Raw genomic sequence first — 17,303 nt, 5'->3', positions numbered from 1 at the left:
ACGATGCCACCTGTCGATCGGCCGACCCCGCCCGACGATCTCGAGCCGGAGCTGTACGCGGTGCTCGAGGCGCTCGCCGACTGCGATCCCGAGACGATTCGTACGGTCGCCGACCACGTCGACGCGCTGGCGGCGTGGGCCGAGTCGCGGTCGACCGACGACGGGACGCCGGAGGGCGTCCCGGAGGACGCGACGGTCTCGACGCTCGAGGTCGACGGCGAGACGTATCGCCACTACCAGTGGCGGGAGGGCGACGCGATCAGATCGAAAACCGAACGCGCGTGAGCCGGCTTACTCCTCGTCGTCGACCCGGATCGTCGCGAGCGTCTCCCGATCGCCCAGCAGCTCGAAGGTGAACCCGCCATCGTCGCGCTGGACCTGAACGTCGGTCTCGGTGACGTCGGCGGTTACCTCCTCGATTTGGGAGATCCCCTCGTCGCGCTGTGGCGCCTCGACGTCGAAGTCCTCGTAGGCGACGTGGGTCGACTCCGCGATCATCTCCTCGCCGTCGTAGAGGTCTGCGTCGAGTCCGGCGTCCGATTCTCGCACCTCGAGTCGGTACGTTTCCAGCGACATACGCCGTTGTTCCCGCGGCCGAGTCATCGGGATTCGGCTTCCATACGCCGGCCGCCCTGCGCTCACCCGGAGCGGCCGCGTTGCTCGCGATCCTCGGGATCGACGCCGGGCGCGAGCGCCGTCGTCTCGATCCGCGCGACGCCCTTGACCGCCCGAACCCCGTCGATGCCGGGCGCCACGAACCGCGTCGCGTACTCGCCGTCCTCGGCGAGCGGGCGCCCTCCCTTCGCGACCGCGAGCAGCCCCTCGAGGGCTGCCTCGACGGGAACGCAGGCCCGCAGCCCGTCCCGGGCGTCGACGAGCAGGTGGGTCGTCTCCGGCGGCGCCTCGGCTACCTCGAGCAGCGACGGGATCGGGACGCCGCGCCAGCGCTCGACGAACCGATCGCCGGTCGCACAGACGATCGCGATCTCGCGGGTCGTCTGCTCGAGGGCGGCGAGATCGGTTGCCTCGAGACGTCGTTCCCGGGTTCCGACGAGACGGATCGGTCGCTCGAGTGCGGGTTCGGACGGAACGCTCATACTCGTCGTTCGGTTCGGAGGGACCCTCCCGGTTCCGGCCGTTCCCGACGGCTGGGATCGCGCCGAGGCTACAGCTCCCGGTAGGGACCGAGTCGCGTCCCGTCGAGCAGGTACGCCTCTCCGGACGCCAGTCCCTCCGGCAGGAACGGCGAGAGAAACGACTGGCCGGGGACGTTGACCCACGTTCCGCCCGCGAGGTCGTTGAACGCCGGCAGGACGATCAGCTGCGGCGGGTCGCCGCCCTCGATCCAGGGGACGCCCGCGTACTCGGGGCGATCGCGAAAGGGCTCCGGGTCGATCCGACCCCGGAGCCACGCCGGTTCGACCCGACTACCGCCGACCTCGTCCTCGAGGCGGACGCAGGGGTGTTCGTGGCCCAGACAGAGGACTTCGCAGTCGAGGACGCCGGGCGCGGGCCAGGTGTGGCCGTGGCAGACGCCGATCGAGCCGATCGTCGCTCCGGCGCCCGATACCACCGTCGCGTCCCCGAGCCAGTCGGCGATCCCGCCGTCGTGGTTGCCCTTCACGACGGTCGCCTCGAGGGTCGGTGGCAGGGACTCGAACAGCACCTCGACCTCGCCGCGCTCGGCGCCGTCGGGATCCCCGATCGAGTGCATTAGATCCCCGAGGACGACCAGTCGGTCGATCCCGGTTCGCTCGAGGATCCCGAGCAGTCGTTCGCGGCGCTCCGGGGCTCGACTGGGAACGTCGACGCCCCGTTCGCGGCGCAGCCCCGCCTCGTAACCGGCGTGGTAGTCGGCGATCAACAGCGCACGCTCGTCGCCGACGGTCGCGACGGCGGCCGGCTCGTCGGGGACGGGTTCGACGGCGGGCGTCGCCCGAGTCGGGTCGGTACACATCGCCCGTTCAGATCGCCTTCAGCGTTCCGTCGGCGGGCTCGTAACACTGCCCGCCCATCAGCGCCTCCTCGATGGCGTCCTCGACGACGTCCTCGTCGACGCCGGTCTCGGCGGCGACCCGCTCGACGACCTCGGTTCGGTCGGCACCGTCGCCGTCGTCGAGTTCCGCCATCGTCTCGACGGCCACAGACTCGAGGTCGACCGACGCGGATTCGGGTTCGTCGTCTCCGCCGTCCTCGGTTTCGGCGGTCGACTCGTCCTCGGGCGAGGTCCCGTCGGACTCGGCCTCGAACTCGAGGTCCGAGCTCGGTGCCTCGGCGTCCTCCTCGTCCGGCTCGCGGCTGCGCTCGCTCTCGGGCTCGGGAACGTCGATGTCGTTCTCGCCGGGGTCGTCGACCTCGGTTCCGGTCGCGAACTCGGCGCCGAACTCCGCCTCGAGTTGCTCGCGTTCGTCGTCGTCCATCTCGTACATGCCGCCGCCGTCGAAGTCGCCGAGCTCCTCGTCGGCGTCGGCGGCGTCGGTCGCCGCTTCGGTCGGCTCGTCGGTTTCGGCTTCCGCGGACGAGTCGTCGGCCTCGACGGCCGCTCCGGCGTCGGGCTCGTCGGCGTCGACGGCGGGATCCTCGCCGGCGGCGTCCGTCGGGGTCTCCTCGCTCGCGGAGAACTCGTCGGCCGTGGCCGTCGTCACCGACTCCGGCTCGTCCTCGCCCGCGGTTACCGCCGCGGGATCGGGCGCGTCGGTCTCGGGGGACGGCTCGGCGCTGGAATCGTCGGCGTCGAAGGCGGGATCGTCGCCGGCGGCGTCCGTCGGAACGTCCTCGCTCGCGGAGAACTCGTCGGCCGTGGCCGTCGCCACCGGCTCCGGTTCGTCCTCGCCCGCGGTTACCGCCGCGGGATCGGGACCGTCGTCCTCGGACGGGGTCGAGACGTCGGATTCGCCGGGTGCGATCTCGCCGCGTTCGGCCAGCGAGTCGAACGTCGCCCCGCCCTCCGGGCTCGAGCCGTCGGGCGCGATCGCGAGCCCGCTCACCTGGTCGCGCTCGCCCGCGACGACCTCGCAGGCCTCGAGCGCGCAGTTCCGCAGGGCGGCGAGGTAGTCCGGCGTCGTCCCGTAGTGGTCTCTCGCGAGCGGGATGCCGTCCGCGAGGCCGGCGTCGACCCCCGCTTCGGTCAGCGCGGTCGCGAGGGCGTCGTCGTCCGTATCGAGGCCCATCGCCGCCGCGTAGGTGCCGATCCGCTCGATCGTTCGTTCGGCGGCGCTGACGACCCAGCGGTCGCGCGTGTCGGCGTCGATCGTCGCGATCGACTCCGGTCGGATCGAGGTGTAGACCCGATCGGAGTCCTCGGGCTGGAAGGTGCGGGCCTTGCCCGTCACCGCGACGAACGCGGGCGGCTCGAGCGACTCGAGCGTCGCTAGCTCGTCGGGCTGGTACTGACCCGCATAGACGACGAACGCGCCCGTCGGGTCGACGACGCGGGCCCGTACCATCTCGTCGTTGACCGACGTGACCTCGGTGAGCGTGCCCGCGACGAAGACGCGGTTGAGCCGGGCGCCCGTCGGCGTGATCACGTAGTTGGGCGCGCGCTCCTCGTCGCTTTCGGCGTACGAGAGCGAGGCGTCGTCGTACTCGGCGGCGAACAGGCGGTAGGCGATCTCCCGTCCCGGAATCTCCTCGTCGTTCTCGTCGCCGTTCGCGCTCATGCGTCCACCTCCTCGAGGAAGGCCGTCGCGCGAGCGGCCGGATCGTCGTCGCTCTCCTCGAACGTTTCGGCGTCGAGGTTGGCGCCGTACTCGTCGACCGAGAGGTGGCCCCGCACGCGGTACTCGCGGCCGACGACGTTCTCGCGGATCGCGTCGGCGACGACCTCCTGGTCCATCGCCTCGCGGGCGGCCTCGAGGGCGTCCTCGAGGTCCCCGCCGTAGACCTGCTGTGTGAGGTCGTCGTCGAGGATAGCGGTGACGGTCCCGGTGCCGTCGTCGAGGATCGCCTTCACCCGCAGGTCGTCGATCCCGTCGACGTCGCCGTGGGTCCGGCACTGTCCCTTCTGAATCACGCGATAGCACTCCGGACAGCGCTGGATGAGCCCGGAGCCGTCGCGGACCGCAATCGCGTTGCCGACGAGTTCGACGTCGTAGATCCCGCCGGTGCGGACGGCCTCGCCGACGTCCATCGTCGTCGCGTCGCTTCCGACGTCGATCTCCCGATCGAGGTGGGAGACCCGCGAGAACTCCGAGACGTTGACCTCCGGGACCCCGCGGAACTCCTGGACGTAGGCGTTCTCGATGCGGACCGAGGCACCCTCCTCGATCTCCGGGGCGGGATCCCAGTTCGTGAAGGGGAGTCGGCCGCTCTCGTCGCCGAGCACTCCGCTTAAGATCTCGGTCTCGCCGTCGCGGCCGTCGATCGTTCGGCGCTCACAGTCGAGGACGCTCACCTCGATCGTGCGCGCGCGGTCGCCCGTCTCGAGGTCGGCGAGGTCGGCCTCGCCGCCGATCTCGTAGGGCACGTCGGGGGAGTCGCTCTCGAAGGACAGCGCGGTGCTCTCGCCGAGATTGAGCTCGGGTTCGCCGTCCCACTCGCGGACGCCCGCGTTGCCCGCGGTGATCGTATCGCCCGGCTCGAGACCGAACTCCTCCCAGGCGGTGTAGTCGATCCGTCCGGTCTCGTCGGCCAGCTGGCCCTCCACGATGACGTGGTCCGAGCCCTGGTACCGGATCGAGCGCTCGCCCGCGGTGAGGACGGTGGCGGTGACCGTCACGTTGCCGTCCTCGGGCGCGACGTCGGCGACGTTCTTCGCCGAGGGCGTTGCGCCCCCGCCGCTCGAGCCGTCGCCGTACTTCCGGCGCAAACTCTGTTTGGCCTCGTCGACCGGGACGCTGTACTCCACGAGGTTCTGCAGGTCGGATTTGACCTCCTCTTTGTCGACACCGAGGTCGGAGGCGAGCTCCTCGGCATGATCGTCGAGTTCCATCACCGGCATTTGGTCGGGAGGCCTGAAAAGCGTTCCCGGAACGCGGCGAAAGTAAAATCCGGACAGGCGTGCCTCGAGACGGCGAGCAAGCGGTACGTTCATCCCGCCGTTTCGTGAACGTCGGGTATGGAACGGGTCACGGCCGCGCTCGGCGGGCTGGCATTCGTCGCCCTGATCTTCGGGGGCCTCGTCGCCGTTCGGATCCTCACGCGGGCGCTGTACGCCGTCATCTGGTTCGCTGAGACCGTCGCGACGTTCGGGTTCGCACTGCTCGTGGGGTATATCGTGTACCGGATTCTACTCGGCTCGAGCGACGATCCGCGATGCGGCGTGTGACCCGTCGAGCCCGTCGGTCCCGCATCCGACGGGAACAGCGCGGCGAGTCGGCGACGCGGACCGCCGTCCGCCTTTAAGTCGTTCTGGTCACAAGGAGGAGCTATGACGGGAGGTCGTCGCTTCTCGGAGTTCCCCGTTCGGTAGCTTCGGGTATCCGACCAGAGTCGCGTCCTCGCACGGATCCGGCGCTTGCCTCGCAGCGGCGGGCGTCGGGTGGATCAGCATCCTCGAGTCCGGCGAGCCAAAACGTATGAGGATCGATCACACAGTTCCCGGCCCGAATATCACGCGTATCTGACATAGGTATTTACGCCCGATCGTGGTACCTCCGGGCATGGAACCGACAGTTGCGAGACGGTGCCATATGCTGTTCGGCGGTTCGTTGCTGCTGCTGACGATCGGGATCGGGTACTGCGTTATCGTCGGGACGTGCCTGGCGGATTTTCTGGTGGTGATCGCGGGGCTCGTTCTCGGCTGGATCGGGCTGTTCTACTGCGTCGGCAGCGGCTCGTTCTGGGGGTGACTGGACGCCGACCGAAGCGGGGCTCGCGGGTCGGCTCGGAGAGACGACGTTCGAAGATTCGAGCCGCTGGCGAACACGCTCGGCCAGAAACTCATCCCGGCGGGGCGTTCCGCTCGAGTTCTCGCCAGTCACCGCCGACTGTCTCCTCGACGATCCCGATTTCCTCGTCGGTCGACCGTACAGCTCGTACGCGATCTCGTCGATCAACTTATCAGTTTTCTCGATCTTCTCGAGTTCCTCCGCCCGTTCCGTCGTCTCGAGGTAGCTCTCGAAGCAATCCCTATTGAACCGATGTCCGAGATACCTATTGCACCTGAGTTACCTGGACCAACCAAGGTAGTTGGCTTAGGTTCCTATTGTGACTGTCGGCTATCGCTACTGCCCCGCTTCGACGAACCCACCCGAACACCCCTACCCACGCCTTCTTTAGGACCCGCCTCCCAGCAGGGGGTATGCACGTCGTCGTCAACGCCGCCACGAGCGCGGACGGGAAGCTCTCCTCGAGACGCCGCGAACAGATCCCGATCAGTGGCGACGCCGATTTCGCACGGGTCGACCGCCTGCGGGCCGACAGCGACGCCGTCGTCGTCGGCGTCGGCACCGTCCTCGCAGACGACCCCCACCTCACCGTCAAAGAGGAGGCGCTGATCGACGAGCGCCGCGACCGTGGCGAGCCCGCACACCCGGCCCGGGTGGTCGTCGACTCGAGGGCGCGCACGCCGACCGACGCGGCCGTCCTCGACGACGCGGCGACGACCTACGTCTGTACGAGCGAGCGGGCGACGATCGACGACCGAATGGATCTGGCCGACCGCGCGGAGCTGGTCACGGCCGGCGACGACCGCGTCGACCTCCTGCGGGCGTTCGCGACCCTGCAGGCCCAGGGGCTCGAGCGGATCATGGTCGAGGGCGGGGGCGAACTCATCTTCTCGCTGTTCGAGGACGGCCTCGTCGACGAGCTGCGCGTGTTCGTCGGCCCGACGGTCATCGGCGGCCGGGACGCCCCGACACTGGCCGACGGCGAGGGCTTCGTCGCCGACTTCCCGACCCTTGAGCTCGAGAGCCTCGAGCGGGTCGGCGAGGGGGCGCTGTTGACCTGGCGGATGGCCGACGGCTGAAGCCCTCGGAGCCACGGTCCGGCTATCCGTACCGCGAGCGCGCCGTCCCGGCCAGCCGGACGCCGACGGCGAACCCGCCGAGCATGAACGTGCCGAGGAGGACGTGGACCGGGCTGTCGAACGGACCGGCGGTCGCCTCGAGGAAGAGCCACCAGACGGAGTAGACGACGGCGCCGCCGACGAGGAGCGGGAGGGACCGGATCCCGGTCAGCGCTCCGAAGCCCGCACCACAGGCGAGACAGACGCCGATCAACACGAGGAGGAATCCGAACTCGCCGACGCGGTCGATGGTCGGGCCCCACAGCCGGCGACCGGGAACGACGAGCAGGTAGCTGGCGACGAGGACGAATAGGCCGCCGAGCGCCGTTTCCCGAAAGCCGCCCCTCACGACCGTACGTTCACCCGACGTTACATATTCGTGACGGCCGAACCGACGGGACGAGCGGCAGGGTCGTCCCGTCAGGTCTTTGCGCGCTCGTTCCCTACGGCCGACCATGGAACGAGCGACCTTCGGCGGCGGCTGTTTCTGGTGCGTCGAGGCGGCCTTCGAACAGCTCGAGGGCGTCGAATCGGTCACGTCGGGCTACGCGGGCGGTCACGCCGAGGATCCGACCTACGAGGCGGTCTGCTCGGGCTCGACGGGCCACGCGGAGGTCGTCCAGCTCGAGTACGACCCCGAGACGGTCGCCTACGAGGACCTGCTCGAGGTCTTCTTTACGATCCACGATCCGACCACCAAGGACCGCGAGGGTCCCGACGTCGGCAGCCAGTACCGCTCGGCGATCTACGCCCACGACGACGAGCAACTCGAGACCGCCGAGGCCTTCGCCGCGGAGCTCGAGAACGAGGGGCTCTACGAGGGGATCGTCACGGAGATCGAACCGCTCGACACCTTCTACGAGGCCGAACAGTACCACCAGAACTACTTCGAGAAGAATCCCAACGACGCCTACTGCTCGATGCACGCGGCGCCGAAAGTCGAGAAGGTCCGCGAGAAGTTCGCCGCGAAGGCGACGCTCGAGGACTGAGTTCGGGGTCCGTTCAGCGCGTCGGCCCGGGCGCCCTCACTCGGAGATCGTCAGGATTCCGTTGTTGGCCGTAACCTCGCTGGCGCCCGCGGGCAGTTCGAACTCGAACTGCCGGTCGTCCATGACGACCAGCACCCGATCGTCAACGACGTCGACGGCCATGTCGGCGGCGTCGGGGCCGAAGTCGACGGTGATCACGCTCCCGTCCTCGGCCTCGGTCTGGCGGACGACCGCGTCGTCGGTGTGACCGTCTCGGAGCTGTTTTGGGACTCGCATGGTTCGGCTAGGCGCCCGCCCACCGTAAGCGCTCCCCCCGCAGCCTCCGGCCCGCGGTCCGCAAAACCGTCCCGCAGCCGGCGTATCCGTGGGCGGGCGTCGTCTGCGCTCACTCGAAGGCCGTACCGTCACAAGGGTGCGCAGCGTCGACCGACTCGTATGCCAGTTGGCGAACTCGGTCCGGAAGACGTCGTAACGGTACAGCCAGACGACAACCTGGAGACGGTCGCCGAGCGGTTCGCCGAGGAGAACGTCGGCGCCGTCGTCGTCACCGAGGGCGAGGAACCGGTTGGGATCGTCACCGATCGCGACGTCGCCCTCGCGATCCCCAACAACGACGACGTGGGTTCGGTCTCGGTCGAGGACGCGATGACCGCCGACCCCGCGACGCTACGGGAGGACGACGAAGCGATCGAGGTCTCGCGAGCGATCGAGGAGCACAACGCCCGCCGGTTCCCGGTCGTCGACGACGACGGGACGCTGACGGGGATCGTCACGCTCGACGACCTCGTGGCGACGATCGGCGAACAGCTCGACAACGTCTCGGAGACGATCGAAGTGCAGTCGCCGGACTACCGCCCGTAGCGGCGTGCGGTCTCCGGCGAGCCGTCCCGGTTCGACCGATCGTAGGATCTCCCTTCGGCGCCGACTCGGTCGAGCCGCGCGGTATCTTCGTGGTAAACCCGCTCCTACGATACGAAACGGGTCCGAAACAATGAGCACTGGCGCCGTCGCTCGTCGTAGATCCACGGATCGTCGGCCTCGAGGGACCGAGCGGGAGCGGGAAGTCGACGATCCTCCACGCCGTCGCCGGACTGCTGGTGCCGACGGCGGGAACGGTGACCGTCGAGGGCGCCGACCTGACCGCGCTGTCGGACCGCGAGCGAACCCGCCTGCGCCGCGAGCGGATCGGGATCGTCTTCCAGCGGTTTCACCTCCTCCCCTCGCCCTCCTCCCCTCGCTGTCCGCGCGGGCGAACGTCGCGCTCCTGCTGGTTCAGACCGGAGTACCGAAGAAACGGCGCCGAGATCGGGCGACGACGCTGCTCGAGCGCGTCGGGCTGGGCGATCGGATCGGCCACCTGCCGGGGGAGTTAAGCGGGGGCGAGCAACAGCGCGTCGCGATCGCCCGCGCGCTGGCGACCGACCCCGACGTAATCGTCGCCGACGAGCTCGATACGGCGACCGGTCGACGGGTCCTCGAGCTACTGACTGAGATCGGTCGGAAACGGGCGATGCTGGTCGCCTCTCACGACGCCGAGACCCTGGCGGTGACCGACCGCGCGGTCGAACTCCGGGACGGTCGCGTCGTCTCCGGCGGTCGCTGAACGCCGCGAGAAGGGAGCGGCCGTCAGGAGTCCTGGGTCCAGAGGCCGACCAGCGGATCGCTCGAGCCGTCGACGTCGACCCGGATCGATCGGTCGTCGTCGAGGCCGATCGCGACCCGCTCGAAGTCGGCGACGTAGCGGGACTTCTCGCGTCGGCACCGGCCGACGCTGGCCGTCTCCCTGACCAGCCCGGCCTCCGTCAGTCGGTCGAGCTTCCGGTAGGTCGTCGAGAGCGGGTGCTCGGTCACCTCGGCCGTCTCCTCGACGGTCAGGGGTTCCTCGAGCGCCGCGATGATCTCCCGACACGCCTCGTCGGTCAACGCGCCGAAGACGTGCTCGCGGGCGGGGGTGTCGTCCGACGAGGAGAACTCGAGTGACATACGAGTACACGCGGGTTGGGAACGGAGCCTAAAGACACGTTTGGTCGACCCCGGGATGGGGTAGCTACATGTGGTCGGCGGGACACTCCTTCCGCATGAGCGACGACCGATCCGCGAACGCCGACGTCCTCGAGAACACGCCCGGCGAGGGCCGAACGCCCGAAGCCGAGCGCATCGAACCTGCGGCGCCCGAGTCGTTCGGACTCGTCCAGGTCTGGTGGGGCGACGGGAAGGGAAAGACGACCGCGACGCTCGGCATGGGGATGCGCGCAGCCGGCCACGGCTACCGGGTCCACCTGCTGCAGTTCATGAAAGGCGGCGCCTCGAGCGTCGAGGCCGTCCGCGGGGAGTACAACGCTATCGCCGCCTTACCGGGGATGAGCTACGAGAACCTCGGCCACTACGGCTGGCACGGGATGGCCGACGGCAGCGACGAGGCCGACCACGAGGCCGAGGCCGAGGCGGGCCTCGAGCGCGCCCGCGAGTTGCTCGCGGCGGCCGACGAGGCGGACCTCTCGGCGCCGATCGATCTCGACGCGGACCCCGAGGAGGGCGTTCACGTGCTGCTCCTCGACGAGGTGCTGTACGCGGTCGACCAGGGGCTACTCGCCGAGGACGATGTCCTCGAGTTGCTCGACGCCAAACCCGACGACCTCGAGCTGGTGCTGTCGGGGAGCCACACCGAGCCGACCTACCTCGAGGACCGCGCGGACCTGATCACGAATGTCCGGAAGGTGAAACACCCGATCGACGCGGGCCAGCGTGCGCGGCGGGGAACGGAGTACTGAGCGTTTTCCGCCGTCCTCCACCGCGAGTCCCGCCCGTGGACTTATGTTGCCGATCGTACAGTAACGCGGTATGGCAGTCACCCTCGAGACCGTCGACCTGCCGAACGGCGAGACGATCGGCTACCGCGAACGCGAGGGGGGCGACGTTCCGGTCGTCCTGCTCCACGGAAACATGACCTCTTCGAAACACTGGGACGTCGTCCTGGAGGCGATGGCCGACCGCTACGCGCTGTACGCGATGGACATGCGCGGGTTCGGCGAGTCGAGCTACGAGGAGCCGATCGACTCGCTCGCGGACTTCGCCGAGGATCTGGCGCTGTTCGTCGACGAACTCGGCCTCGAGCGGTTCCACCTCTGGGGGTGGTCCACCGGCGGCGGGGTCGCGATGGAGTACGCCGCGGCCCACCCCGACCGGGTCCGCAAGCTCGTCCTGCTCGCGCCCTGTAGCACGCGCGGCTACCCGATCTACCGGAAGGACGAGGACGGAAACCCGACCGACGAGGTGCTGACGACCCGCGAGGAGATCGCGCGGGATCCCGTCCAGGTCGCGCCCGTCCTCGAGGCCCACGAGCAGGAGGACGCGGCGACGATGAAGGGGATCTGGAACCAGCTCATTTACGTCAACGACGAACCCGACCCGGAGCGATACGACGAGTACGTCGCGGACATGTTCACCCAGCGAAACCTCGTCGACGTCGACTACGCGCTCACCCGGTTCAACGTGAGCGACGAGCACAACGGCGTCACGGCGGGCTCCGGACACGCGGCCGACGTCGAGGCCGACACGCTCGTCCTGCGGGGCGAGGACGACCTGGTCATCACCGAGGCGATGCTCGAGGAGACGCTCGCGGATCTGGGCGAGACGGCGGCGTTCGTCGAACTCGAGGACTGCGGCCACTCGCCGCTGATCGACGACCGCGAGCAGCTACTGGCGGAGGTCGAGTCGTTCCTCGAGGACTGAATCAGAACGTATCGACATCGAGCCCGTCGATCCGTTCGAAGTGCGCGACGTTTTTCGTGAGGATAGATTCCTCGTGGACGAGTGCCGTTGCCGCGATAATCGTATCACCCATCCCGATCGCATCGCCGTCGGACGTCAGCCGTCCGTCGATACGACCGGCTTTCTTCATCACCGCGCTGTCTGCCGGATACACGGGCTTCGTGTCGAGTACCGCCTCGATCGTTCGTCGACGGGCAGCCGAATCGTGCACTCGTTCGATACTGTGGTAGAGTTCGAACTGGGAAACCGACGAGATGTGAAGGGGAACGTGCTGGTTCTCGAGTGCGGAAATCTTCCGCGTAGCGTTCTCGTTGCCCTGCATCAGGTGGATGAGGACGTCGGTATCGACGATCACGAGTCGAGTTGTTCAGTGAACCGATCGAGTCGCGCCCGTGACTGGGTTTCCCGCTCGTCGATCGCCTCTCGCATCTCTTCGGCTTCCTCGTCCGAGAGGATTCCTGCCAGGTCGAGCAGCGATCGTTCGCCGGCGATTCGTTCGACGGTATCCGAGAACGATTCTCCCTCCTGTTTGCGACTCTTGAGTCGCTGGTACGCCTCCTCGGTGAGTCGGACGTTCCGGTACTCGGTTTCTCCCATGCACACACATGTGTGCAGATCGGTGTTAACTGTTCTGTCGCAGATCGCGGAGCATCCACCTGTCTTACCAATACCGATCGAGCGGTGAACGATCGCCCCGAGCACGGGATCAGCCGCCTCGAGAACCTGTCAGGAGCGCCGAAAGCGCCCTTCGCCTGCAAGGGCAGGGAAAACCGGCCACGGCTGCGACGGCGTACACATGAAAGTCGTCTACAAGCCGGGCAACGCCTACGAGGAGATCAACTGCTACGACTTCCGGGAGTACGAACAGGGCGTCGTCCTCCACGACGAGGAGGGGTACAACATCGGCTACGTCCCCCACGAGATCCTGAGCCACATCGAACCCCACGCCGAGGAGGAGGTCGGCTTCGAGAGCGACGAGCGTGGCGGGGAGGAAGACGACGGGGAGTAATCGCTCGAACCGACAGGACGATACTCCGCCCCGCTCGAGTTCGGGGCGATGACGCGGACCCTTCTGGTCGCCGGCACCGCGAGCCACGTCGGCAAGTCGACCGTGGTCGCTGGCCTCTGCCGATACCTGGCCGACCGGGGCGTCTCGGTCGCGCCGTACAAGGCACAGAACATGAGCAACAACGCCCGCGTCGTGGTCCGTCCGGAAGCGAGCGACGACCCGGACGGTACGAGCGACGGGAACGACCGCTGGGGAGAGATCGGCGTCTCCCAGTTCGTCCAGGCTCGAGCCGCGCGGATCGCGCCGACGACCGACTCCAACCCCGTCCTGCTCAAGCCCCGCGGCGACGGCGAGAGCCAGCTCGTCGTCGGGGGTCGGGCCCGCGAGCACGTCCCCGCGGGCAGCTACTACGAGGAGCACTGGCGCGAGGCCCGCGCGGCCGCCGTCGACGCCTACCGTCGGCTTGCGGCCGACAACGAGGTGATCGTCGCCGAGGGCGCCGGCAGCATCGCCGAGATCAACCTCCACGATCGGGACCTGGCGAACCTCGAGACGGCCCGCTTCGCCGACGCCGACGTCCTCCTGCTGGTCGACATCGAGCGCGGCGGGGCCTTTGCGAGCCTCTACGGGACGATCGAGCTGCTGCCCGACGATATCCGCGAGCGGGTCGTCGGCGCCGCGATCACCAAGTTCCGGGGGGACCCCGCGCTGCTCGAGCCCGGCATCGAGGAGATCGAATCGCGAACTGGAGTACCAATCCTGGGCGTGCTCCCCTACGACGATCCGGGGCTGCCCGAGGAGGACAGCGTCGGCCTGCCCGGGCCCGGCGAACGGGGCGTCCTCGGCGCCGACGGCGTCCCCGCGGAGCGACGGCTCACGATCGCCGTCCCACGGCTCCCGCGGCTCTCGAACGCGACCGACCTCGAGGCGCTTTCGACCGAGTCCGGCGTCGCCGTCGAGTTCGTTCCCCTCGAGGAGAACGGCGCGGACGGGAGCCACGATCCCCTGGCCGACGCGGACGCGGTCGTCCTCCCGGGGACGAAAAACGCCGTCGACGACCTGCGCGCGCTCCGGGCGTCGGCCGTCGGTCCGGCCCTCGAGCGGTTCTCGGGCCCGATCGTCGGGCTCTGCGGCGGCTACCAGCTGCTGGGCGAGCGGATCACCAACGCCGCGCTCGAGGGGGTCGGCGACGAGGACGTCCTCGAGGGCCTGGGCCTGCTCCCGGTCGAGACGCGCTTCGAGCCCGACAAGCGCCTCGAGCGGACCGCGGTGACCGTCGACGGCTCGGCGTCGCCGCTGCTCGCGGCCGCCGACGGCGCCGTCGCGCGAGGCTACGAGATCCACGCCGGCCGCACCCGGGCGCTCGAGGCGGTCGACCGACCGCTGGGCGAAACGAGTGCGGCTCGCGGGACGGTCTTCGGTACCTACCTCCACGGGCTGTTCGACGCCGCGCCGGTCCGGGAGGCGTTTCTCGAGACCGTCGCGGCGTCGGCGGGGATCGATCGCCCCGACGACTCGAGCGGGGGCGACGACGCGCGGCCGGCGGATCGGGCCGCGTCGCTGGTCGCGGACAACGTCGACCTCGCGGCGCTCGGGGCGCCGTTCGACGACTAGTCGCGGTAGGTCCCGAGCAGTTCCTCGAGGACGAGACTCTCCCGGTCGGTCGGCTCGTAGTGGTCGTCGATGAAGGTCTCGGCGGCCTCGTAGTCGCCCCGAAGCCCGTGTTTGCGGACGGTGATGACCGCCTCGAGGAAGAACGATTCGCCGTCGTCGTCCTCGGGAATGTCGAGTTCGGCCTTGATCTCGTCGAAGTTGAAGGTCTCGACGTCGTGGTCCGGATCGACGAGCGTGAGCACGTACTCGGCGGAGAAGCGGTAGAACTCGGACTTGCTCTCGAACATACCGTCGTCGACGAGGCCGTCGATCCGGTCGACGACCGCGTCGGGATATCTGACGGTATCTTTCGCCATACCGGAACCGTTCATAGCGGTGACCTATTACTGTTTCGGGCGTCGAGCGCAGAACGAACCGGTCGCTCGCGGCTTGGAGTTCACAACAGGTTTATTATTTATCATCCGCAATTGGGGGACGCGATGGCAGACAAATCCGAACTCCGCGACCAGATGATCGACGCGTTCAAAGGCGCAGACTACCCCGTCTCGAGCCCGATGGACCTCGTTCCGGCCCTGCCGAACGGACCGGGAACGACGTTCGAGTCCGGCGATTTCTCGATGACGGCCATGGAACTCAACACCAAGACCACCGGCGGGGACTTCCCCTACGACGAGCCCGAACCGCTCGTCGACGACATCCTCGAGGACCTCGAGGAGCAGGGAGAGATCTGAGGCGAGCGGGACGTTCGAACGGGCCGTTTTCTCGCGGCGGGTCGCGGACCGGGCGGCGACCGCCGGATATGAGTACTGCGAATGGCCAAGCACTTACGTCGGTGGCCGGTGACGTTCCCGAAGAAGTCCGACCGACGCGGACGGTCGCCGGAAACTGGTTCGAGACGCTATGCAAGACGTAACCACCGACGCGACGGTCGCCCTGATCACGGAGTCCACCGAGAGCGAACTGTCGACGGCACTCGAGACGACGTCCTCGCTTCGCGTCCGGACGATCCCGCCCGATCGGGCCCTCGAGTCGCTTCGGGGGGCCGCCGGCGAGGAACCCGCGGCAGTCGTCCTCGCGTCCGATCGCCCGGCGACGATCCGATCGGTCCTCGACGGCGTGCAGTCGGCGCTGCAGGTGGCGCCGGTCGTCGTCGCGCCGCCCGAGGGCAGCGAACGCGCCGCGGCGGCCGCGCTGCGGGCGGGCGCGACCGAATACGTCGCGGCGGACGATCCCGAATCGAAGGCCGACCGGATCGTCGAGATGATCGCCGACCCGTCGATCGACGAGTCGGCGGCGTACCACCGCATCCTGGCGAACGAGCTCCCCGACGAGGCGTTCGTCATCGGCGAGGACGGCACGTACCTCGAGTCGAAGGTCCGTCCCGAGGCGGCGGCGCTGTACTCGACGCCCGTGGACGGGCTCGTCGGGCAGACGCTCGAGTCGGTGTTTCCCGAGGACGTCGGCGAGCGACTGCAGTCGTCGCTCGAGCGCGCGATCGAAACCGACGCGACCCAGTCAATCGAGTACGGCGCCGACACGACCGAGGGACGGCGCCGGTACGAGGCCCGGATCGTGCCGATCGACGGTCGGATCGGGGGACAGCGCGCGGTCGTCTGGCTGGCCAGGGACATCACGGAGCGGGCCGAGCGCGAGCGAGAGCTACAGTCCCGCCGGGATCAACTCGAGACCGTCAACCGGATCAACCAGGTCGTCCGGCAGGTGATCGAGACGCTCGTGGAGGCGCCGACCCAGGAGACCATCGAGCGGAAGGTCTGCGAGCAACTGGTCGAGTCGGAGCTGTACTGCGGCGCCTGGATCGCCGAGCGCACCGGGGAGGGAAAGCTCGCCTATCGAACCGGCGACGGCACCGCCCGGACCTACCTCGAGGCCGTCGAGAACTGCGACCCGCAGGATCAGCGGCCGGCCCAGCGGGCGGTCACGACCGGCGAGATCCAGTCGATCGACGACGTGCCCGGCGACGAGTCGGTTCCCGAGGAGATCCGCGAGGCCGCCCGCGCCGACGGGATCGACGCCGCCGTCGTCGTCCCGATCAGGCACGGCGGGACGACCTACGGCGTCCTCGCGGTGGTCGCGAACCGGAACGACACCTTCAGCGAGAGCGAGCGAAGCGGGTTCGAGCTGCTCGGGGAGACGACCGGGTTCACCATCAGCGCGGTCAAGAACCGACAGCTGCTGTTTTCCGACACCGTCCTCGAGCTCGAGTTCCGAATCGACGACGGCGATACCTTCTCGTTCGACCTCACGAGGGAGTACGACTGCAGGATGTCGATGGAGTGGGCCGGATCGACCGCCGACGGCCGAATCTTCCAGTACCTGACCGTCGACGGGCTCGACGGGGAGACCGCCCTCGAGGAGGCCGAGAACCACGACTCGATCGAGGCGTGTCGGCTCATCTACGACGGCCCCGACCGCTGTACGCTCGAGATCAGATTGCGGGAGTCGGGCGTGCAGACCCTCTTTTACCACGGCGCGACGATCCGGGACGTGGTCGTCGAGGACGGCTCCGCGTCCGTCCTGGTCGAGGTGCCCCGCGACGCCGACGTCCGGGAGGTCGCCGAGGCGTTGAAGTACGTCTACGAGGAGACCGAACTCGAGGCTCGCCGGGAGGTCGACCACCCCGTCAGGACGGCCGCCGAGCGCCGCGACGACGTGTTGGATCGGCTCACCGAGCGACAGCTGGCGACCCTGCGACTCGCCTACTACAGCGGCTTCTTCGAGTGGCCCCGCGAGAGCACGGGCGAGGAGATCGCGGAGGCGATGGAGGTCTCGCCGCCGACGATGCACCAGCACCTCAGGAAGGGTCTCAAGACGGTACTCGGCGAACTGTTCGAGGAGAACGGCGGCGCGATGTGAAAACCGGCGGCGGCGGTGGAAACGGTAGGTGGTGGCGTTTCGAACGGTTCCCGTCGCGCCGGCGCCTTCGACCGACGAAGGCGGATTCGGGTAGGTGCTC

The 17,303-nt window shown here is 68.5% G+C and carries 23 protein-coding genes and 1 pseudogene; 13 read left to right on the top strand and 11 right to left on the bottom strand.

Annotated elements, in window-relative coordinates:
• Positions 1 to 3 precede the first annotated feature (3 nt).
• The gene (locus GWG54_RS04170; RefSeq protein ID WP_167936576.1) at positions 4 to 285 is read left to right on the top strand and encodes a hypothetical protein; all 282 of its coding nucleotides are present in this window, start codon (positions 4 to 6) and stop codon (positions 283 to 285) included.
• Between the two features lie 6 nt (positions 286 to 291).
• Here the strand turns inward: GWG54_RS04170 and GWG54_RS04165 are convergent, their stop codons facing one another.
• The 5 genes from GWG54_RS04165 to GWG54_RS04145 form a co-directional block, all read right to left on the bottom strand.
• Positions 292 to 576, bottom strand: coding sequence for a hypothetical protein (locus tag GWG54_RS04165; protein WP_167936575.1), 285 nt, complete (start codon positions 574 to 576; stop codon positions 292 to 294).
• Between the two features lie 62 nt (positions 577 to 638).
• Positions 639 to 1,097, bottom strand: a complete 459-nt coding sequence (locus tag GWG54_RS04160) for a molybdopterin-dependent oxidoreductase (RefSeq protein ID WP_167936574.1) — start codon at positions 1,095 to 1,097, stop codon at positions 639 to 641.
• Positions 1,098 to 1,165: 68 nt separating this feature from the next.
• Positions 1,166 to 1,957: a metallophosphoesterase gene (locus GWG54_RS04155; RefSeq protein ID WP_167936573.1), complete on the bottom strand. Its 792-nt coding sequence runs from the start codon at positions 1,955 to 1,957 to the stop codon at positions 1,166 to 1,168.
• A 7-nt stretch (positions 1,958 to 1,964) separates the two neighbouring features.
• Positions 1,965 to 3,659 carry a hypothetical protein gene (locus GWG54_RS04150; protein WP_167936572.1) on the bottom strand — a complete coding sequence of 565 codons (1,695 nt, stop codon included), beginning with the start codon at positions 3,657 to 3,659 and terminating at the stop codon, positions 1,965 to 1,967.
• Positions 3,656 to 4,930 (bottom strand): Single-stranded DNA binding protein, encoded by a 1,275-nt coding sequence (locus tag GWG54_RS04145; RefSeq protein WP_167936571.1) that lies wholly within the window; start codon positions 4,928 to 4,930, stop codon positions 3,656 to 3,658. The genes GWG54_RS04150 and GWG54_RS04145 overlap by 4 nt, the downstream gene beginning before the upstream one ends.
• A 126-nt stretch (positions 4,931 to 5,056) precedes the next feature.
• Here GWG54_RS04145 and GWG54_RS04140 point away from each other — a divergent pair, with 126 nt between their 5' ends.
• The 3 genes from GWG54_RS04140 (at position 5,057) to GWG54_RS04130 (ending at position 6,907) form a co-directional block, all read left to right on the top strand.
• Positions 5,057 to 5,266, top strand: a complete 210-nt coding sequence (locus GWG54_RS04140) for a hypothetical protein (protein WP_167936570.1) — start codon at positions 5,057 to 5,059, stop codon at positions 5,264 to 5,266.
• A 334-nt stretch (positions 5,267 to 5,600) separates the two neighbouring features.
• Complete coding sequence (locus GWG54_RS04135) at positions 5,601 to 5,789, top strand: hypothetical protein (RefSeq protein ID WP_167936569.1); 189 nt, start codon at positions 5,601 to 5,603, stop codon at positions 5,787 to 5,789.
• Between the two features lie 452 nt (positions 5,790 to 6,241).
• Positions 6,242 to 6,907 carry a 2,5-diamino-6-(ribosylamino)-4(3H)-pyrimidinone 5'-phosphate reductase gene (locus GWG54_RS04130; RefSeq protein ID WP_167936568.1) on the top strand — a complete coding sequence of 222 codons (666 nt, stop codon included), beginning with the start codon at positions 6,242 to 6,244 and terminating at the stop codon, positions 6,905 to 6,907.
• Positions 6,908 to 6,929: 22 nt separating this feature from the next.
• Here the strand turns inward: GWG54_RS04130 and GWG54_RS04125 are convergent, their stop codons facing one another.
• On the bottom strand, positions 6,930 to 7,295 hold the full coding sequence (locus GWG54_RS04125) for an MFS transporter (protein ID WP_312854251.1): 366 nt from the start codon (positions 7,293 to 7,295) through the stop codon (positions 6,930 to 6,932).
• Between the two features lie 106 nt (positions 7,296 to 7,401).
• Between GWG54_RS04125 and msrA the strand changes: the two genes are divergently transcribed.
• Complete coding sequence (gene msrA / locus GWG54_RS04120; RefSeq protein ID WP_167936567.1) at positions 7,402 to 7,935, top strand: peptide-methionine (S)-S-oxide reductase MsrA; 534 nt, start codon at positions 7,402 to 7,404, stop codon at positions 7,933 to 7,935.
• A 36-nt stretch (positions 7,936 to 7,971) separates the two neighbouring features.
• Here the strand turns inward: msrA and GWG54_RS04115 are convergent, their stop codons facing one another.
• On the bottom strand, positions 7,972 to 8,211 hold the full coding sequence (locus tag GWG54_RS04115) for a hypothetical protein (RefSeq protein ID WP_167936566.1): 240 nt from the start codon (positions 8,209 to 8,211) through the stop codon (positions 7,972 to 7,974).
• A 159-nt stretch (positions 8,212 to 8,370) separates the two neighbouring features.
• On the opposite strand from GWG54_RS04115, the gene GWG54_RS04110 reads away from it, so the two are divergent.
• Positions 8,371 to 8,796, top strand: a complete 426-nt coding sequence (locus tag GWG54_RS04110) for a CBS domain-containing protein (RefSeq protein ID WP_167936565.1) — start codon at positions 8,371 to 8,373, stop codon at positions 8,794 to 8,796.
• A 167-nt stretch (positions 8,797 to 8,963) separates the two neighbouring features.
• A pseudogene (locus tag GWG54_RS21315) lies at positions 8,964 to 9,538 on the top strand (ABC transporter ATP-binding protein); the annotation flags it as partial.
• A 23-nt stretch (positions 9,539 to 9,561) separates the two neighbouring features.
• Here the strand turns inward: GWG54_RS21315 and GWG54_RS04100 are convergent.
• A complete protein-coding gene (locus tag GWG54_RS04100; protein WP_167936564.1) occupies positions 9,562 to 9,918 on the bottom strand; it encodes a transcriptional regulator in 357 nt (118 codons plus the stop codon).
• 95 nt (positions 9,919 to 10,013) lie between these two features.
• Between GWG54_RS04100 and GWG54_RS04095 the strand changes: the two genes are divergently transcribed.
• Both GWG54_RS04095 and GWG54_RS04090 read left to right on the top strand, forming a co-directional pair.
• Positions 10,014 to 10,706, top strand: a complete 693-nt coding sequence (locus tag GWG54_RS04095; RefSeq protein ID WP_167936563.1) for a cob(I)yrinic acid a,c-diamide adenosyltransferase — start codon at positions 10,014 to 10,016, stop codon at positions 10,704 to 10,706.
• Positions 10,707 to 10,776: 70 nt separating this feature from the next.
• Positions 10,777 to 11,667, top strand: coding sequence for an alpha/beta fold hydrolase (locus GWG54_RS04090; protein WP_167936562.1), 891 nt, complete (start codon positions 10,777 to 10,779; stop codon positions 11,665 to 11,667).
• 1 nt (position 11,668) lies between these two features.
• Here GWG54_RS04090 and GWG54_RS04085 read toward each other — a convergent pair whose 3' ends face one another.
• Complete coding sequence (locus tag GWG54_RS04085; protein ID WP_167936561.1) at positions 11,669 to 12,061, bottom strand: type II toxin-antitoxin system VapC family toxin; 393 nt, start codon at positions 12,059 to 12,061, stop codon at positions 11,669 to 11,671.
• Entirely contained in the window at positions 12,058 to 12,303 is a 246-nt protein-coding gene (locus GWG54_RS04080; protein WP_167936560.1) for an antitoxin VapB family protein, read from the bottom strand. The genes GWG54_RS04085 and GWG54_RS04080 overlap by 4 nt, the downstream gene beginning before the upstream one ends.
• 199 nt (positions 12,304 to 12,502) lie before the next feature.
• On the opposite strand from GWG54_RS04080, the gene GWG54_RS04075 reads away from it, so the two are divergent.
• Positions 12,503 to 12,715 carry a hypothetical protein gene (locus GWG54_RS04075; protein WP_167936559.1) on the top strand — a complete coding sequence of 71 codons (213 nt, stop codon included), beginning with the start codon at positions 12,503 to 12,505 and terminating at the stop codon, positions 12,713 to 12,715.
• Between the two features lie 48 nt (positions 12,716 to 12,763).
• Positions 12,764 to 14,329 carry a cobyric acid synthase gene (locus GWG54_RS04070; RefSeq protein WP_167936558.1) on the top strand — a complete coding sequence of 522 codons (1,566 nt, stop codon included), beginning with the start codon at positions 12,764 to 12,766 and terminating at the stop codon, positions 14,327 to 14,329.
• Here the strand turns inward: GWG54_RS04070 and GWG54_RS04065 are convergent.
• On the bottom strand, positions 14,326 to 14,685 hold the full coding sequence (locus GWG54_RS04065; RefSeq protein ID WP_167936557.1) for a CopG family transcriptional regulator: 360 nt from the start codon (positions 14,683 to 14,685) through the stop codon (positions 14,326 to 14,328). The genes GWG54_RS04070 and GWG54_RS04065 overlap by 4 nt on opposite strands.
• Positions 14,686 to 14,808: 123 nt before the next feature.
• Between GWG54_RS04065 and GWG54_RS04060 the strand changes: the two genes are divergently transcribed.
• Both GWG54_RS04060 and GWG54_RS04055 read left to right on the top strand, forming a co-directional pair.
• Positions 14,809 to 15,060: an MTH865 family protein gene (locus tag GWG54_RS04060; RefSeq protein WP_008425199.1), complete on the top strand. Its 252-nt coding sequence runs from the start codon at positions 14,809 to 14,811 to the stop codon at positions 15,058 to 15,060.
• A gap of 169 nt (positions 15,061 to 15,229) precedes the next feature.
• On the top strand, positions 15,230 to 17,203 hold the full coding sequence (locus tag GWG54_RS04055; RefSeq protein ID WP_167936556.1) for a bacterio-opsin activator domain-containing protein: 1,974 nt from the start codon (positions 15,230 to 15,232) through the stop codon (positions 17,201 to 17,203).
• Positions 17,204 to 17,303 lie beyond the last annotated feature (100 nt).

Origin of the sequence: Natronococcus sp. JC468 (genome assembly GCF_012163165.1) — an archaeon.
Lineage (GTDB): Archaea > Halobacteriota > Halobacteria > Halobacteriales > Natrialbaceae > Natronococcus > Natronococcus jeotgali.
Note: the sequence above shows the minus strand (reverse complement) of the source record. Positions and strands in the feature narration are given on the sequence as shown.

Excerpts from the sequence above, each read along its gene's own strand:
- GWG54_RS04170 (WP_167936576.1), top strand. The coding sequence starts at position 4 with ATGCCACCTGTCGATCGGCCGACCCCGCCCGACGATCTCGAGCCGGAG.
- GWG54_RS04165 (WP_167936575.1), bottom strand. The coding sequence starts at position 576 with ATGTCGCTGGAAACGTACCGACTCGAGGTGCGAGAATCGGACGCCGGA.
- GWG54_RS04160 (WP_167936574.1), bottom strand. The coding sequence starts at position 1,097 with ATGAGCGTTCCGTCCGAACCCGCACTCGAGCGACCGATCCGTCTCGTC.
- GWG54_RS04155 (WP_167936573.1), bottom strand. The coding sequence starts at position 1,957 with ATGTGTACCGACCCGACTCGGGCGACGCCCGCCGTCGAACCCGTCCCC.
- GWG54_RS04150 (WP_167936572.1), bottom strand. The coding sequence starts at position 3,659 with ATGAGCGCGAACGGCGACGAGAACGACGAGGAGATTCCGGGACGGGAG.
- GWG54_RS04145 (WP_167936571.1), bottom strand. The coding sequence starts at position 4,930 with ATGGAACTCGACGATCATGCCGAGGAGCTCGCCTCCGACCTCGGTGTC.
- GWG54_RS04140 (WP_167936570.1), top strand. The coding sequence starts at position 5,057 with ATGGAACGGGTCACGGCCGCGCTCGGCGGGCTGGCATTCGTCGCCCTG.
- GWG54_RS04135 (WP_167936569.1), top strand. The coding sequence starts at position 5,601 with ATGGAACCGACAGTTGCGAGACGGTGCCATATGCTGTTCGGCGGTTCG.
- GWG54_RS04130 (WP_167936568.1), top strand. The coding sequence starts at position 6,242 with ATGCACGTCGTCGTCAACGCCGCCACGAGCGCGGACGGGAAGCTCTCC.
- msrA (WP_167936567.1), top strand. The coding sequence starts at position 7,402 with ATGGAACGAGCGACCTTCGGCGGCGGCTGTTTCTGGTGCGTCGAGGCG.
- GWG54_RS04115 (WP_167936566.1), bottom strand. The coding sequence starts at position 8,211 with ATGCGAGTCCCAAAACAGCTCCGAGACGGTCACACCGACGACGCGGTC.
- GWG54_RS04110 (WP_167936565.1), top strand. The coding sequence starts at position 8,371 with ATGCCAGTTGGCGAACTCGGTCCGGAAGACGTCGTAACGGTACAGCCA.
- GWG54_RS04100 (WP_167936564.1), bottom strand. The coding sequence starts at position 9,918 with ATGTCACTCGAGTTCTCCTCGTCGGACGACACCCCCGCCCGCGAGCAC.
- GWG54_RS04095 (WP_167936563.1), top strand. The coding sequence starts at position 10,014 with ATGAGCGACGACCGATCCGCGAACGCCGACGTCCTCGAGAACACGCCC.
- GWG54_RS04090 (WP_167936562.1), top strand. The coding sequence starts at position 10,777 with ATGGCAGTCACCCTCGAGACCGTCGACCTGCCGAACGGCGAGACGATC.
- GWG54_RS04080 (WP_167936560.1), bottom strand. The coding sequence starts at position 12,303 with ATGGGAGAAACCGAGTACCGGAACGTCCGACTCACCGAGGAGGCGTAC.
- GWG54_RS04075 (WP_167936559.1), top strand. The coding sequence starts at position 12,503 with ATGAAAGTCGTCTACAAGCCGGGCAACGCCTACGAGGAGATCAACTGC.
- GWG54_RS04070 (WP_167936558.1), top strand. The coding sequence starts at position 12,764 with ATGACGCGGACCCTTCTGGTCGCCGGCACCGCGAGCCACGTCGGCAAG.
- GWG54_RS04065 (WP_167936557.1), bottom strand. The coding sequence starts at position 14,685 with ATGGCGAAAGATACCGTCAGATATCCCGACGCGGTCGTCGACCGGATC.
- GWG54_RS04060 (WP_008425199.1), top strand. The coding sequence starts at position 14,809 with ATGGCAGACAAATCCGAACTCCGCGACCAGATGATCGACGCGTTCAAA.
- GWG54_RS04055 (WP_167936556.1), top strand. The coding sequence starts at position 15,230 with ATGCAAGACGTAACCACCGACGCGACGGTCGCCCTGATCACGGAGTCC.